The organism is Myxacorys sp., from assembly GCF_059501405.1.
Genome location: NZ_JCACCM010000019.1, coordinates 1 through 15,321, shown reverse-complemented (window position 1 = coordinate 15,321; position 15,321 = coordinate 1). Strand labels below are relative to the sequence as shown.

Genomic DNA, 15,321 nt, shown 5'->3' with positions numbered 1-15,321 from the left:
GCATGGCATTATCTTGCACAGTCCCCGCTCATGAACGCCAAACCTAAATCTCGCCCTCAAAAGCCTCAACTATTACTGACTGCGGGAGCCGCCGCTCTGTTGGTGGGAGGAGGCGCGATCGCGTATTTGTTACTCTCTCGCCAAGGGCAACTTAGCGTTATGCCCGTCGGTTCGGGTGTCATTCCTCAAGATGCGCTGATGGTGCTGTCGGTAACGACCGAAGAGAATCAATGGCGGCAGGTTCGAGAGTTTGGCACGCCACGTAGTCAAGCCGCCTTTGAACAGAATTTAAGCCAGTGGCGCGATCGCATTCTCACCAGTCGGGGGCTGGACTATGGGCGAGACGTGCAGCCGTGGGTGGGCAAAGAAGTAACGATGGCATTTTTGCCGCCGCAAGCTGGAATTGACAACTCTAACCCTGCTCAACCCGCCGTGAACTCGCAGCCGATGATCATGGTGCTGCCGATCGCCGATCCGATCAAGGCAAAACAGACGTTAGAACAGTCTGCGGCATCGAAAGGGAAATGGGCTGAGCGGCAGTATAAAGGCGTTCAGGTTCGCGAAAATCAAGGTGATCCAGCCCAGAGCCTTTCGGTTGCGGTGCTAGATGCTCAGGAAATCGTCTTAGCCAATAGTCCAAAAGCCATCGAACGTGCGATCGACACCTACAAAGGAGGGGCAGCCCTAACCGGAACGCCGGGGTACGGAGATGCCTTGACGCAGATTAAAGCAGAGCGACCGTTAGCTCGGTTTTATGTCAATATTCCCGCCGCCGCTAATACCTCGGCAGCAAACTCAAACCGTCCGTTACCCCCACAAAGCTTGAGCCAAGTTCAGCAAAATCAGGGATTAGCAGGAACGGCAATCTTGGCGGCAGACGGCATCCAATTTAAGAGCTTGTCTTGGTTGAAACCGGATAGCCAACGGCGGTTTGACACGAGAAATAACGCCAAGATTATGCCAAATCGATTGCCAGCCGACACGCTGATGATGGCATCTGGCGGAAACTTTAAGCAATTCTGGAAAGATTATACCCAAGGAGCGGCGGCAAACCCGATTCGATTGGTCAATCCAGAAGGACTCAAGCAAGGCATTAAAACCACTGTTGGTTTGGATCTAGACAAAGATTTCCTAAACTGGATGGACGGAGAATTTACCTTAGCGTTAGTTCCGGCTCAGCAGAGTGCGCCTGCCAGTTTACCCGCTGGATTGGTGGTTATGGTACAGACCAACGATCGCCGCGCAGCAGAAGCGACTTTTAAGCGGCTCGATGAAACAATGGCAGCAAAGTATACCTTTAAGGTCGAAGAATCTAAGGTTGCTGGGCAGCCTGTGGTCAATTGGTCGTTGCCTACTGCCAATATCAATATCACTCGGGGATGGATGGATGGCGATGTCGCGTTTCTCTCGTTGGGCGCACCTGTGGCTCAGACTTTCTTACCCAAACCCGCGAGTGCTCTGGCAGAGAACGAGATGTTCCGCAAGACTACGGCTTCGGAGATCACTCAAAACAACGGACATTTCTTCGTCAACATCGATCGCTTGCTCGAACTGAAGAATTTTCCCTTGTTGCAGTTGCCGATCACCAATCGTACGGCTCTCGAAGCGATGGATTCCATCGGCGTAACGGCGGCGATCACGAGCGATCGCACTGCCCGTTACGATGTCTTCGTCATGCTCAAGAAAAACAAGTAAAACACTCAGTGTTGCTGAATTTGAGTATGAATCGTTAAGCTTGTCTTCACTCCTAGTCCTAAGAACTCGTTAAGAGTGAAGGAAACCCGCTTCTAAATCAGGATGTGACTCAACATCTATGTGACTAACGTTTGGGTAAGTCAGGACACACAAACTCTTGCTGCACAGCGCTCAAAGTGATGGCTCGTTTTTCGTTGCTGCGAACTAGGGTCTGCTGCAATTGGAGTGTAGTGTCACTCAACTGGGAAATCGTCGCTGTAAACGCCAGTTGTCCATCTTCAACCACGCGCAAGACGCGAGGCGCATTCTTGTCAATTGTCCATGTCGAAATTCGGTAAGGTTCGACACAAGAAGTTTGCAGCAGCGTCCCGTTCGGTAGAAAGGTATAAATGCTGCCCGATGCAGGCGTTGAAGGTGCTTTCGTCACTCGCCAAACTCGACTAAACAATTGAGTCAAATCTCCGTTGGAACTTGCTTTAGAGGACGCAGCAGGAGAGGCTGGTACTGAAGAGGCTGGCTTTGAACTTCCTGCAATGGGAGATGCGGCAACTGAGGTGGAGGGTTGTGAACTTTCAGCACTTGGCGACTGAGAGCAAGCGATCAGCCCCATCAACAGGACGCTAAGAGCAGAAAATCGTAGATGACGTTTCATAGTATTTCCCGAGTTAAATATGGATAGATCGCATCAAAAATCAAATTTCAACAACCGCGATCGCCTTTACCACGCTCCGCAAGCTCACATCATCAATCATCCCATAGCACTCCAAAAATTTCTTTGAGTACGGCATAAAACCTTCCTTCTCTCGCTGAGAAGCAGCCTTAGAAACTTGAAGTAATGTTCACGGAGTTTTTCAATCCCCTCTCGTTCTCCTCTGTCAGTAGATGGAGCGCCGAACACGAAATGGTTGAATTTGTTACATGATAAAAGATGCAAGCCAACTCGACTTATGTGATCAAACGGAGCAAATGACCATCAACTATGGCTGGCGCGGCGAAATTGACACCTTTCTCTCAACCACGCCCACCAACTGGATAGAGACGCTCAGCGCAAACTATCAATTTCTCTACCAACAGCGATCGACTGCTACTCAACAGCAAGCGTGGATCGAGTGCGGGGAGATTTTGCGATCGCAACTCTCCAATCTCCTGCAAACCCGTCCTGATGCAGCAACGTGGACGATCATCTTTGAATATGAACTGCCTAGCGAAGGGGGCCGCCGTCCTGATGTTGTCATCCTTGGCGCAGGTCATATTCTTGTTTTCGAGTTCAAGCAAAAATCAACCCCATCCACAGCAGACATCGATCAAGTAGCCGCCTACGCCCGTGATTTGGCAGAGTATCACAGCGAGTCGTCTCGAAATCCGGTCACAGCAATACTAGTTCTCACTCGAACGACAAAAGAAAATCGTTTACACAACAAAGTAGAAATTATTAATCCATCCAACATAGCAACATATTTAGATTCGTTAGAAACAACACAGCCTAAAATCAGCTCGCAAGCTTGGATTAATGCGAATTATTCACCACTGCCAACGGTTGTTCAAGCGGCACAGCAAATCTTTCAAAACGAATCGCTTCCAAACATTAAAAGCGCTCAAAGTGCAGGTATTCCAGAGTTACTAGCCTATTTAAATGAATTAGCAGAAACAGCAGAGCAGAAAAAAGAGCGTCATCTTGTTTTAATTACGGGCGTCCCTGGAGCCGGAAAAACCTTAGTTGGTTTGCAGTTTGTTTACCAAAATCCTTTGCAGATCGATGGAAAGCGATCTGCTATTTTTCTCACTGGGAACGCACCCTTACTGACCGTTTTGCAGTATGCACTCAAGAGCAAAGCGTTTGTGCAAGCCGTTCGCAACTTTTATATTCAATATCAAATGCGCCGCCAAACCGCTCCAAAAGAACACATGATCGTTTTTGATGAGGCGCAACGAGCCTGGGATCGCGATCGCATGGCTGAAAAATACGGCATCGGTTTAGCGGCAGCGGGTGCAGTCATTGGCATTTGCGATCGCATTCCGGATTGGTGCGTTTTGGTCGGTTTAATTGGTGAAGGTCAGCAGATCCATGTGGGCGAAGAAGACGGCATTGAACAGTGGAATTTAGGATTTGAACCTATTGCTTCTAAGTGGCATGTTCATTGCGCCGCTGAACCCTCAAAAGTATTCAGTGCAATTCCGGCAGAACGCCTTCATACTAAAGATTTATTTAACCTTACAACCTCACTCAGAACGCATGTGGCCCAACATGTGCAGGATTGGATTGCTTACGTTCTTTCAGGTGAATTTGATCAAGCAGCAAAAGTCATTCCTTCTTTGATTGACGAAGGATTTGATACCTATCTGGCCCGCGATTTAGAATCTGCTAAATCTTATTGCCGCGATCGCTATCATGAGCAATCTGATAAACGTTATGGTTTTGTTGCCTCTTCCCGCGCTCGCAACCTTACTCAATACAACATCAAAAACGATTATATTTCGACTCAGAAGCTGAATGTTGGAGCGTGGTACATCGATTCACCAAATTCATCGCTTTCCTGTTGTGCTTTGAATGGAGTCGTCACAGAATTTAGCTGCCAAGGACTGGAGTTGGACTTTCCAATCGTCTGTTGGGGTAACGATCTGATTTGGCGCGATGGAGCATGGGCCAGTACAACTCGACAGAAAAATGTCCGCGACCCGCTACGACTTAGATTAAATAGCTATCGAGTCCTTCTGAGTCGTGGGCGCGACGGGTTCATCATCTTCGTGCCTCCAGATCCAAAAATGGATGGAACATTTGAAGCGCTACAAGCAACAGGATTGCGATTGTCTTCTACAAGCTCTGGAGAATTGCTCCAACGGAATGCCGTTTGAAAATTTGCTACTGTTTAGTCGCGATCGCACCGCGTTACCGGAGACTTCCGATAGAAATTGGGTAATTACTTTGTTCAGGGGAACATTTTGAGGGTTAATGCATTCAGCATCAATCAAAGCCTCTCCTCTGATCAGACTTATCCTTTAACTGTTAATCTCATTACATGAAGTCTCATTCCATTTCTCCTAACCATTGTTCTTCTGGTCAAATACCTATGCTGCTAAAAGGATGTTCGATGCGTCGAGTGGCGTCTTCTTTGGTGCGCTCGACCACTAGCTTTGCGATCGCAGGCTCTTTACTGGCGAGTCTTCCTCTGGTGGTACGCGCTCAAACTACGCCAGGATTCACAATTTTTAGCGGTGTCGAACCCAAGAATCAACTCAATTATCACCTTGACTTCGGTGGCAACTCAGGCAGTTGGGATCGCTACCGACTGAGAGTCAAGAAGGACAAAATGAAAGTTGCGGTCGCGCAGTTCTCGATCGACTACCCCAGCTATTACAAAGGTGTATTTGATCCCAAAGATGTCGAACTGCGAGTAAATGACAAGAAAGTTCCCATTCAGGAAGTCAAGTGGGAGAAAGAAAACTACGTGATCGAAGTGTTTCCTCAAGAACCTGTTCCAGCAGCGTCCAACGTAGAACTTATTTTCTCAAACGTCAAAAATCCAAGTAGCGGCGGCATGTTCTACTTCAACTGCAATGTGCTTTCGCCAGGCGATGCGCCCCTACTGCGAACTCTTGGAACCTGGATTATCGGCATTCAATAACTATCGGCATTCAATAACTCGGTAAAGATGATACTCTAGTAGACTGTGGCGATTTTCCGCAGTCTACTTATTTTTTGATTGATTTAAGCTGGAGCAACGGCAATGACGAAGCGTACTTTAGAAGGAACCTCTCGTAAGAGAAGAAGAGTGTCTGGATTTCGCGCCCGGATGCGAACCAAGAACGGACAGAACGTGATTAAAGCACGGCGTAATAAAGGGCGGATTCGTCTATCTGTTTCTCAGGGATAGCGAGATTGCTGCGACGTTGCGCTGATCGAGTGAACCGCTGATTGAGTAAACCACAGTGGCATTGCCAAAGCATCACCGACTAAAACACCGACGAGACTTTGATGCTGTCTATCAACGTGGGCTTCGTCGCGGCTCTACATGTTTTACATTACGAGCGCTGCGATTAGCGCTGCCAAGCTCTAAAGAATTAGCAAGCGAGCCTGCTCCTACGCGGATTGGTATCTCAATTAGCAAAAAAGTGAGTAAGCGTGCCGTTGTTCGAAACCGAATTAAACGGCAGATTCGGGCAGCACTTCGTCAGCTACTGCCTCGGCTCTCTCCAGGATGGGATATTGTGATCGGAGTGCGATTGGCTTCGCCAAGCTCTAAAGGATCGTCGAAAGCGGATTCCGAAGAAGCACCCGCGATTCAGTGTGATTATTTTCAATTTCTGCAAGAATTAGAGCAGTTGTTGACAAAAGCCGAGGTGCTATATGGCGATTAAAGAAGAGGTCTACTACGAAGGCGGGCCTCATATTGGTGACTTGATCATCAACATTCTGCTCGGATTTACGATTATTTGTATTCCGCTCACGATTGGCTCCATCGTACGGGCACTCTGGTTGCGCTATCGCATTACGGATCGCCGGATCAGCGTGACGGGGGGGTGGATGGGTCGCGATCGCTCCGATATCATTTACTCTGAAATTGCAAAGGTTGTCACGGTTCCCCGTGGCCTTGGTGCTTGGGGTGATATGGTATTGACGCTAAAAGACGGTAGCCGTTTAGAGATGCGCTCTGTTCCAAACTTCCGCCAGGTTTACGACTATATCAATCAACATTTATCCGAGCGAGCTAAAAAAGTGAGTGGTGGATTAGGGTCTCAAAAATAGAAATCTCGATCGATCAAGCGTCGATAGACGCGGTGAACGCTAAACTAGAATCTGGTCATCTCGATTCATCTCAATCGATCGAGAGGCTTAGGTTGAAACAGCAATTTTTAAGGTAGACGTAAAGCGAATGGACTTTGGTATCGGCTTTCTTTCCAACAAAATCATGCTCCCGATCCTGGATTTCTTCTACGGGATCGTACCCAGCTATGGTTTGGCAATTATTGCCCTGACTTTAGTAATTCGCTTCGCGCTCTACCCGTTGAGCGCTGGCTCAATTCGCAGTATGCGGCGGATGAAAGTGTCTCAGCCTGTGATGCAGAAGCGCATGAAGGAGCTTCAGGAGAAGTACAAGAGCGATCCAGCGAAGCAGCAAGAAGAAATTAGTGCTCTCTACAAAGAGTTTGGCAATCCTTTAGCAGGCTGTCTACCAGTCGTACTTCAGATGCCGATTCTATTTGCGCTATTTGCAACCTTGCGGGGATCACCCTTCTCAGACGTGCCTTACAACGTGAACCTGCAAATTTTGCCGAAAGAGCAGATTGAGCAAGTGACGCCTCAAGCGTTTGTGACCCCGCCTCAGAACATTTATTTGTCTGACGGTGTGCATTCTCGCATCTCGGCGATCGCGCCGAGTGGAACCAAGCTAGCCGTCGGTGAAAAGACGAAGTTTGAATTTCAAACGCCTGAAGGAAAGCCACTGAGCCAATTAACGGCAGAATACCCTGACACCAATCTGGTTCCGAAGTACAAAGTGACTGCCGGAGCAGAGCGGATTCGGATCAACGAAGACGGAACGATCGAAGCGCTGCAACCCGGAGATGTCACGCTCCAAGCGATTATTCCAGGTTTAGCGGCTGATAAAGGGTTCCTCTTTATTAACGCGCTCGGTCACGTTGGTGCGGTTGATCCGGACGGAACGCTGCACTGGGATATCATCGGCATGATTCTGTTCTTTGGAATCAGCCTTTACATCAATCAACTTCTTTCGGGACAGGGATCAACTGGTAATCCTCAGCAAGATACAGTCAACAAAATCACTCCGGTGATCTTTTCTGGCATGTTCTTCTTCTTCCCGTTGCCGGCTGGAGTATTGATGTACATGGTCATCGCGAACATTTTTCAGACCGCTCAAACCTTCATCCTCTCCCGTGAACCGCTTCCAGAGAATCTTCAGAAGATTGTTGACGAAGAAGCAAAAAATGGCGGCGGAGCAGCAGCGACAGTGACAGATGGAGCGCTACCCTTTGAACCCGGCCGTAAGAAGAAGGCATAACCTGAGATGGGCGATCAGTTACAGCAACGGGGTCAGCAGTGGCTAGAGAATTTTTTGAAGCTGGCGGGGCTATCGACAACGGTTTCAGCCGAAGTTCGAGAAAATCCATTCGGGAAAAGCTGCTGGCTGACGATTGACCATGCGACTTTACAGCCCCATCAAATTGACATTTTAGTTGGCGATCGCGGAGCAGGATTGGATGCAATTCAGTATTTGGCCAATTCTGCGCTGAACCTCGGTTTAAGCCAGGAAGAGCAAGGAGCGGTGACGATCGAGCTAAATGGCTACCGTGAACGGCGTCAGCAAGAGTTAGCAGCGATCGCTCAAACCGCGAGCGATCGCGTCCGCGAGACAGGCGAGGAATACGAGATCAAGTCCCTCTCCTCGGCCGAACGTCGCCAAATTCATTCCCTGCTACAAGATCAACCCGATCTAGAAACCTTCAGCCGCGGGCAAGAACCTCATCGGAATTTGGTTGTGCGATTTGCCCACCCCTCAGATCAAAGCTAAGATCAAACCTAGAGAGTCAGATCAAAACCAAAGAAAAAATTGGCGTTTTCGAGTTACTAAAGAGTAACTGTTTTTAATGAAAGCGATTCATATTCCTCGATTAACCCATGCCCCTGAGCGAACCGAGACCCTTGAATTTAAAGAGCCAATCAAAGGTCTAGAAACGTTAACTCCAGTTCAAGGCACCATCACTATTACTCACCAAGGCAACTATCTAGAGGTGTCAGCGCAAGCAGAAGCGATCGTAACCCTCACCTGTCATCGGTGCTTACAGCAATTCAACTATCGTCTTTCTGTTTCTCCATCAGAGATGATTTGGCTTAACGATGCCGCCGACCCAACCGAAGAACTTCCCCTCGATCACGATTTAACCCTAGACGATCTGATGGAATCGTTGCCACCAAACGGATATTTCAACCCTGAGAAGTGGCTCTATGAGCAGCTGTGTCTAGAAATTCCCCAACGTCAGTTGTGTAGCCAGTCTTGTCAAGGGATTGAAGTTGAGAATAAAAATGCTCACATCACTGACCGACGATGGGCATCGCTCAACGCCTTGAAGGGACACCTCCCCTCGTAAGGATGTGTTGCCTAGGAAGGGCGGTGTTGTACGGTATAGAGGTGAGATCCCTATTGACCTGCACCTGCTATGAGTTTCAGCGACGAGTTTAATCTGCTGCTACGAGCGCGATACCCGATTATCTACATCCCAACTCGCGAAGAGGAACGGGTGGAAGCTGCGATCGCGCTATCAGCAAAACAACAGGGCGATCGAGCGGTTTACACCTGGGATTTTGTCGATGGCTATCAGGGGAATCCTAACGATCTCGGATTTGGCAAACGCAATCCGCTTCAAGCCCTGGAATTCGTCGAAAAGCTCCCTGCTAGTGCCGCCGCAATTTTTGTGCTGCGAGACTTTCATCGCTTCTTAGAAGATATCTCCATCTCGCGCAAATTGCGTAATCTTCTTCGGTTGCTGAAATCTCAACCGAAGAACTTGGTGTTGCTCTCCTCACAAGTTGCCATTCCAGAAGATTTGAGCGAAGTTCTAACGGTACTAGAGTTTCCCTTACCCAACGCCGCTGAGATTACAACCGAGATTGAGCGCCTTTTGAGCGCCACCGGACAGCGCGTAGAAGGCAAGGTATTAGATGAATTAGTGCGATCGTGCCAAGGGCTATCAATTGAGCGAATTCGACGGGTTTTGGCGCGGGCATTAGCTCTGCATGGTGAACTGCGACCCGAAGATGTCGATCTGATTTTAGAAGAAAAGCGCCAAACCATCAGGCAGACTCAGATTCTAGATTTCTATCCGGCTACGGAAAATATTTCAGATATCGGCGGATTGGATAACCTCAAAGACTGGCTGATCCGACGCGGCGGCTCTTTCTCAGAACGGGCGCGGCAATACGGATTGCCCTTTCCTAGAGGGCTACTGCTAGTTGGCATTCAGGGCACTGGAAAATCACTTACGGCGAAAGCGATCGCGCACCACTGGCATCTGCCGCTCCTGCGACTAGATGTGGGTCGCCTCTTTGGGGGCTTGGTCGGCGAGTCAGAGTCTCGAACTCGTCAAATGATTCAACTCTCGGAAGCCCTTGCGCCTTGCATTCTATGGATTGATGAAATTGATAAAGCCTTTTCAGGGGTCGATGGTCGCGGTGATGCGGGCACAACAAGCCGTGTTTTCGGAACCTTTATTACCTGGATGGCAGAGAAAAAATCTCCTGTTTTTGTCGTCGCTACTGCCAATAATATTCAATCGCTTCCAGCGGAGATGTTGCGAAAAGGTCGATTTGACGAAATTTTCTTTGTCGGTTTGCCCAGCCAAGAAGAACGACGCGCCATTTTTGAGGTGCATTTATCGAGACTACGATCGCACAATCTGGGTCAGTACGACCTCGATCGCCTCGCTTATGAAACGCCTGATTTTTCTGGAGCCGAAATTGAGCAAACGCTGATTGAAGCGATGCATCTAGGCTTTAGTCAAAACCGCGATTTTACTACCGACGATATCCTACAAGCGGCGAGTCAAACCGTCCCCCTTGCCCGCACTGCCAAAGAGCAAATCGAATTTCTCCAGGACTGGGCCTCGGCTGGAAAAGCAAGACTCGCCTCAAAACACAGCAGTTTGAGCGATCGAATTCAGCGCCAATTGCAGCAACCAGAAGGATGAGTGGTAGAATTTGGCTTGCTTCACTCATTGCATCAGGTGACTCATGAGTTGGTCTGGCTTTTCTAAAGTGCTCCTTGGGCTGCTAGTCGCGATTGGTCTCATCGCTGGAGGCGGTTTTATCGCCGCTCGTATTGTGATTGCAAAATACAATGCTGCGCCTGCAAAACCGATTTACCCCAACGACGCGCCAGCAGCGAAGTCATCAAATGCCACAACTACAGCCGCTAAAGCCAATAAGACGGCTGAATCGTCTTCAACCGAACCATCTGCTAAACCGTTACCGCCGGGTGCAACGGAAGCGCGAGTCACCCAACCAATTGGTCTCATTTTGAGAGACGGTCCTAATGGGAGTCAGATTGGTGGCATTGAGTATAACAACCGGGTAATTGTTCTAGAAACTAGCCCAGATGGTGGTTGGCAAAAGGTAAGACTTCCAGTGAGCGAAAAAGAAGGTTGGGTTAAAGCTGGAAACATTGAGTAGAGCGGGAAATTCTTGATGTGAATTTCTGATTAGTACAAATATCCAAAATTCTGTCGAAAGACATAGCGATTTCGTCCTGAAACTGCTAGGCGCTAGCGTTGAACTTAGATAATATTTCTTTAAGAAAAGTAAAAGCTTCTCTTCCTAACCTAGTCGAAGCTTATAAAACCATGAGCAAATTAAATCGACGGCAGTTTTCTAAACCCGCTTATCTAAACCTTTTGAGCTTACTCATCAGTTCCCTTATTTTAGGGGTTGCTCAATCGGCAATGGCACAGTTTGAAGGCGATCGTATCCCTGACAACCGTGATCAATTTGCCCCAATCTACACCTCTGATGGTGTCCTTCAGGAGGGCGATCATGGAGCCGCCGTAACTAGCCTTCAACAACAATTGGCAGCGCTGGGCTATTACAGAGGCTCCATTGATGGGGTATTCGGGCAAGATACGACCGAGGCTGTCCTGAGGTTTCAACGCGATCGCAATTTGGTCGCTGATGGAATTGCCGGGACTCAAGTCTATCAAGCCTTGGGAAGTAGCCCCTCACCTGGATATCAACCCTCCGGTCGGCAGCTTGGTGTTGGCGATAGCGGTGCTGATGTGGAAGAATTACAGCGTCGCTTAGCCAACCTAGGCTACTTCAATACTTCCGTGACAGGCTATTACGGTTCTGTCACTCAAGACGCAGTCACTCGATTTCAGCAAGATAGACAGTTTGCCGTAACTGGAAGTGCTAATGCTCAAACCCTGAGTGCCTTGGGAATCTCATCCGCTGTGGGTGGAGATACTAGTGAGCGCTATGTAGTCATCGTGCCGAAGAACGACAACACGACCCTTGCCAGGGTACGTCAGATTTCGCCATCTGCCTTCCTGTCAACCTCGCGCCTAGGAGAGTATGTTCAGGCGGGTACATTCCCTACCCAGGAAGCGGCAGATAGACAAACAAGACTGCTGCGATCGCAGGGATTAGATGCGCGAGTTACGTATCCGTGACTTATACCAGCAGCGATCGCTGGCAGGTCGGGCAGACCGCATGGATCGATAGCTGACAATCTAGCAGGTGATAACCTTCTTTCTGAGCAGCTTTCGTGCCAATTTTTAGAATTGGATCACTCTTGAACTCAATCGTTTTACTGCACCGCACGCAAATCAGATGATGATGGTGATGCGGGTGAGGCTGATTGATTTCGTAGTGCTTATGACCTTCTGCTAGTTCCAGTTCCCGCAGAATGCCCATGCGCGACATGAGCTTCAGAGTGCGGTAAATTGTCGATAGACTAATACCTTCTCCTTGTTCTTCCAGTAAAGCGTAGAGATCTTCAGCACTCAAGTGCCGTCCTTCTGGCAAATTTTGAAACACAGTGAGAATTACTTCGCGCTGTGGAGTCAAGCGCCAACCTTTCTCATTCAGTTCAGCCTTGAGTGAGGCTGAAGTATAAACAGGAGCGTTTAACATTCTCAACAAAGCCTCCTTTCTTGAGAATATAGCATAACTAAAAATAAGGCGACTTGCAAGAAGTACGCCTTATTGACAGTAATATTCAGTTGAGGAAGGCAGCTGACTGGATTCTAGAACCGCAAGCCTTTAACTTAACGATTCTAGGTAGTCTCGCACACGATTGCGTCGTTTAGGCTGACGAAGTTTTTGCAACGCTTTCGCTTCAATTTGCCGGACTCGTTCTCTAGAGAGGTCGAGCGCTCGACCGATTTCTGCCAAGGAATAGGGCTGTCCGTCGCTGCCTAAGCCAAACCGCATTTGAATCACATCTCGTTCGCGATCGGTGAGGTCTGCCATAAGTTGCAGCAAATCCCGCCGCAGGGACTCGCGCATCAACGTTTCCTCTGGCGTAATTTCTTCCGTTTCGAGCAGATCGCCTAACTCTGTATCTTTCTCCTTGCCCACTTTGGTTTCTAGAGAAACCGATCGCGGCACTCGCAGCAAAACTTCCCGAACTTGAGGAGCCGTCATCTCTAGTTCTACGGCGATATCTTCGATTGTTGCAGTGCGACCTTTTTCTTGAGAGATTTTGCGTTGAGCTTTTTTAATTTTGTTTAATTTTTCGGTGATGTGAACCGGGAGGCGAATCGTGCGGCTCTGAGTGGCGATCGCACGGGTAATACCCTGCCGAATCCACCAATAGGCATAAGTGCTAAAGCGATATCCTTTGGTTGGATCAAATTTTTCAACAGCACGCTCTAGCCCTAATGTGCCTTCTTGAATCAGATCTAAAAGTTCTAAACCACGATTTTGATATTTCTTAGCAACGGACACGACTAGGCGCAGGTTTGCCTTAATCATGTGTTCTTTAGCATTGATTCCTGAATTTTGAATCTGATCTAATTCTTCAGTGCTGAGATTGACTAACTTTGCCCACGCCTGTTTGCCTTGAGCCAAAATCGGCTTCAGGTCAGAGACTTCAACGCCTGCTTCAGTGGCCCACCGCTCTAGAGACGGTCGATGTCCCAGAATGGAGGCTAGGCGATCGCGGGCATCAATCAAGTGTACATAGCGCTGGACGGGTGTGTTTCCGGTTTCTCCCGCTTCGTTGCGTTGCTCTAAAAGCCGCATGTGGCGCTGCACTTTTTGGGCTTCCGAGACTTCTTCATCTCGACCCAACAACTGGACGCGACCAATTTCTTGTAAATACAGCCGAACTAAATCAGTTGTCCGACGCCCTAAGTTTTGCGTGCCTTGCGGGACATAGCCCAAGTCAAGATCCACCAGATCTTCGGGCGAGGGTTCGAGATCGTCGCGATCATTAAACCGTGCCACGAAGGGAGATGGCTGCTCCACAGCTGAGGAGTCGTAGTCTGCATCAGCGTAGAAAGAGGTTGCTGGCATCATGTTTCGTTTCGGTTGCTCTGGGTACGAATAAGAAGCGGTTGGTTGTGTAGCTAGTGTTCCCCGCCTTTTAGGACTTGAGAACACAGACATAGGTTCCAGAAGTGGAGATTGACCAACCTAAGCGTTGCTCGAGCGATGAGATCGAAATCTCTTTAGAGACTACACGTCGTTATGCATCCATTCCGAAAAAGGACAGAAATGCTTTGATTTAGTGGATATCAATTCGTGCTTAGTATTAAAGACGACTGAATTACTGAAAAGTAATTTAGAGCGAGCAGTAATCTAACCTACACTAGCTGCACGTTGTTCTCAGGACAAAGGTTTCGAGCTTCGGTCATCTTCATCAAAGCTTCTAAGATTTAGCAAAACTAGTTATGTAGTAATGAAGTTATCGCAGAAGTGGAAAAAGTATGCTGGGATTTTGAGCAATAAAATGAAGAGTGATCAAGAGCATACAATCTGGTGATCGTAATCACTAATCACTCAGCGTTGTTTTTAATTTTGAACTCAATCATTCCTTGCCAGGAAATGGTTTAGCGTTTTCGTTGATCATTTTGCTTACGGGAGCAATAAATTTGCTGTTGCTGAAATTGATAAAGGAGCGTTTTTCAATGACCAAGAGGCATACACAGAAGATTACGATTTGCTTGACCACAGTGATCATTCAGACATGCTCACCGTCGCTCTGCAAAAAGCCCCTTCGCGAGCGATGACGAAGATCAAATTTCAACTTGCACCCAAACCTACCCAAGCCGAAAAAGCAGTACAAGGCAAAGCTAGAAAGGTTTTGACGACTATCTAAAGCTCATAACTGCTGGATTATAGACTTCCTTAAATGGCAGCCTGAACAAGTATCCCAGATCAGGCTGGTCAGAATCTCATCTGAACTCTAATTGATTTCCCAGCAACTCCATTACTCTAATTCTTTTTTGCTGTAACTTTCTCCCCTAGTTCTCCCCGATCATCCTCTACATTGCTAAACAAGTCAGGGAAACGCACGACTCAAGAGGCGACTTCCCTGAGAGGACAGCCTCACATAACAGTAAATTAACGATTTCAACAAAGGAGAATGCACTCATGCTTCAGAACATCAAAGACCTCCTGCAAAATGCTCAACTGCAACAGCAGCTCCAAGCCGCAGCAAACCAGGCCGAAGCAATCAAACTGTTGATCCTCGCGGGTGCAGAAAAGGGCTACAACTTTACGGTTGAAGGTGTATCTCAAGTGCTAGCAGAATTGATGGTCGTTGAATCTGGCGAATTGAGCGAGCAAGAATTGCTCAGCGTTAGCGGCGGCATGATGGCAGATAGCGCACCGAAGCTTTGCCACACTGAAGGTTGTGGTGGTACTCACTGCCCCTAAAGATAAAGCATTTCTTTCTCGTTCAGCTTAGTCTCAGTTAATGAGATTGTCACTCCAAACCCGCTTCTAGCAGGCAATTGGCCGAGATCTCCCTGTTTAGGCAGTTTTGGTAGGTGGCATCAAGACTCAACGCTGCAAGAGTTGCTTCATCACCCATCCCCCCACTCCCCTGGGTCAACGGAAATGGGGCAGGGCTGATTTATTGCAAAAAGGAAAAGAGGCGACAAATATCGTGAGCA

The 15,321-nt window shown here is 48.2% G+C and carries 16 protein-coding genes; 13 read left to right on the top strand and 3 right to left on the bottom strand.

The window, feature by feature from the left end:
* Positions 1-30 precede the first annotated feature (30 nt).
* Positions 31-1,695 (top strand): DUF3352 domain-containing protein, encoded by a 1,665-nt coding sequence (locus AC5I6P_RS01990; RefSeq protein ID WP_495692087.1) that lies wholly within the window; start codon positions 31-33, stop codon positions 1,693-1,695.
* 124 nt (positions 1,696-1,819) lie between these two features.
* On the opposite strand, the gene AC5I6P_RS01985 is transcribed toward AC5I6P_RS01990, so the two are convergent.
* The gene (locus AC5I6P_RS01985; RefSeq protein ID WP_495692086.1) at positions 1,820-2,347 is read right to left on the bottom strand and encodes a hypothetical protein; all 528 of its coding nucleotides are present in this window, start codon (positions 2,345-2,347) and stop codon (positions 1,820-1,822) included.
* 266 nt (positions 2,348-2,613) lie between these two features.
* Here AC5I6P_RS01985 and AC5I6P_RS01980 point away from each other — a divergent pair, with 266 nt between their 5' ends.
* From AC5I6P_RS01980 to AC5I6P_RS01930, 11 genes are all read left to right on the top strand, one after another.
* Positions 2,614-4,548, top strand: a complete 1,935-nt coding sequence (locus AC5I6P_RS01980; protein WP_495692085.1) for a DNA/RNA helicase domain-containing protein — start codon at positions 2,614-2,616, stop codon at positions 4,546-4,548.
* A gap of 215 nt (positions 4,549-4,763) precedes the next feature.
* Positions 4,764-5,318 carry a DUF2808 domain-containing protein gene (locus AC5I6P_RS01975; RefSeq protein ID WP_495692084.1) on the top strand — a complete coding sequence of 185 codons (555 nt, stop codon included), beginning with the start codon at positions 4,764-4,766 and terminating at the stop codon, positions 5,316-5,318.
* A 102-nt stretch (positions 5,319-5,420) separates the two neighbouring features.
* Positions 5,421-5,567 (top strand): 50S ribosomal protein L34, encoded by a 147-nt coding sequence (gene rpmH, locus AC5I6P_RS01970; protein WP_495692083.1) that lies wholly within the window; start codon positions 5,421-5,423, stop codon positions 5,565-5,567.
* Positions 5,568-5,622: 55 nt separating this feature from the next.
* On the top strand, positions 5,623-6,051 hold the full coding sequence (rnpA, locus tag AC5I6P_RS01965) for a ribonuclease P protein component (protein WP_495692082.1): 429 nt from the start codon (positions 5,623-5,625) through the stop codon (positions 6,049-6,051).
* Entirely contained in the window at positions 6,041-6,439 is a 399-nt protein-coding gene (locus tag AC5I6P_RS01960) for a PH domain-containing protein (RefSeq protein WP_495692081.1), read from the top strand. Before rnpA ends, AC5I6P_RS01960 begins: the two co-directional genes overlap by 11 nt.
* Before the next feature lie 127 nt (positions 6,440-6,566).
* The gene (gene yidC, locus AC5I6P_RS01955; protein WP_495692080.1) at positions 6,567-7,712 is read left to right on the top strand and encodes a membrane protein insertase YidC; all 1,146 of its coding nucleotides are present in this window, start codon (positions 6,567-6,569) and stop codon (positions 7,710-7,712) included.
* A 6-nt stretch (positions 7,713-7,718) separates the two neighbouring features.
* On the top strand, positions 7,719-8,222 hold the full coding sequence (locus AC5I6P_RS01950; RefSeq protein ID WP_495692079.1) for a Jag family protein: 504 nt from the start codon (positions 7,719-7,721) through the stop codon (positions 8,220-8,222).
* A gap of 76 nt (positions 8,223-8,298) precedes the next feature.
* Positions 8,299-8,799, top strand: coding sequence for a YceD family protein (locus tag AC5I6P_RS01945; RefSeq protein ID WP_495692078.1), 501 nt, complete (start codon positions 8,299-8,301; stop codon positions 8,797-8,799).
* A 69-nt stretch (positions 8,800-8,868) separates the two neighbouring features.
* On the top strand, positions 8,869-10,395 hold the full coding sequence (locus tag AC5I6P_RS01940) for an AAA family ATPase (protein WP_495692077.1): 1,527 nt from the start codon (positions 8,869-8,871) through the stop codon (positions 10,393-10,395).
* 43 nt (positions 10,396-10,438) lie between these two features.
* Entirely contained in the window at positions 10,439-10,876 is a 438-nt protein-coding gene (locus AC5I6P_RS01935; RefSeq protein ID WP_495692076.1) for an SH3 domain-containing protein, read from the top strand.
* A 170-nt stretch (positions 10,877-11,046) separates the two neighbouring features.
* The gene (locus tag AC5I6P_RS01930; RefSeq protein WP_495692075.1) at positions 11,047-11,868 is read left to right on the top strand and encodes a peptidoglycan-binding domain-containing protein; all 822 of its coding nucleotides are present in this window, start codon (positions 11,047-11,049) and stop codon (positions 11,866-11,868) included.
* Between the two features lies 1 nt (position 11,869).
* Here AC5I6P_RS01930 and AC5I6P_RS01925 read toward each other — a convergent pair whose 3' ends face one another.
* Together AC5I6P_RS01925 and sigC are read right to left on the bottom strand one after the other, a co-directional pair.
* A complete protein-coding gene (locus AC5I6P_RS01925; RefSeq protein WP_495692074.1) occupies positions 11,870-12,331 on the bottom strand; it encodes a ferric uptake regulation protein in 462 nt (153 codons plus the stop codon).
* 129 nt (positions 12,332-12,460) lie between these two features.
* Positions 12,461-13,717: an RNA polymerase sigma factor SigC gene (sigC, locus tag AC5I6P_RS01920; protein ID WP_495692127.1), complete on the bottom strand. Its 1,257-nt coding sequence runs from the start codon at positions 13,715-13,717 to the stop codon at positions 12,461-12,463.
* A 1,080-nt stretch (positions 13,718-14,797) separates the two neighbouring features.
* On the opposite strand from sigC, the gene AC5I6P_RS01915 reads away from it, so the two are divergent.
* The gene (locus tag AC5I6P_RS01915; protein ID WP_495692073.1) at positions 14,798-15,082 is read left to right on the top strand and encodes a hypothetical protein; all 285 of its coding nucleotides are present in this window, start codon (positions 14,798-14,800) and stop codon (positions 15,080-15,082) included.
* Positions 15,083-15,321 lie beyond the last annotated feature (239 nt).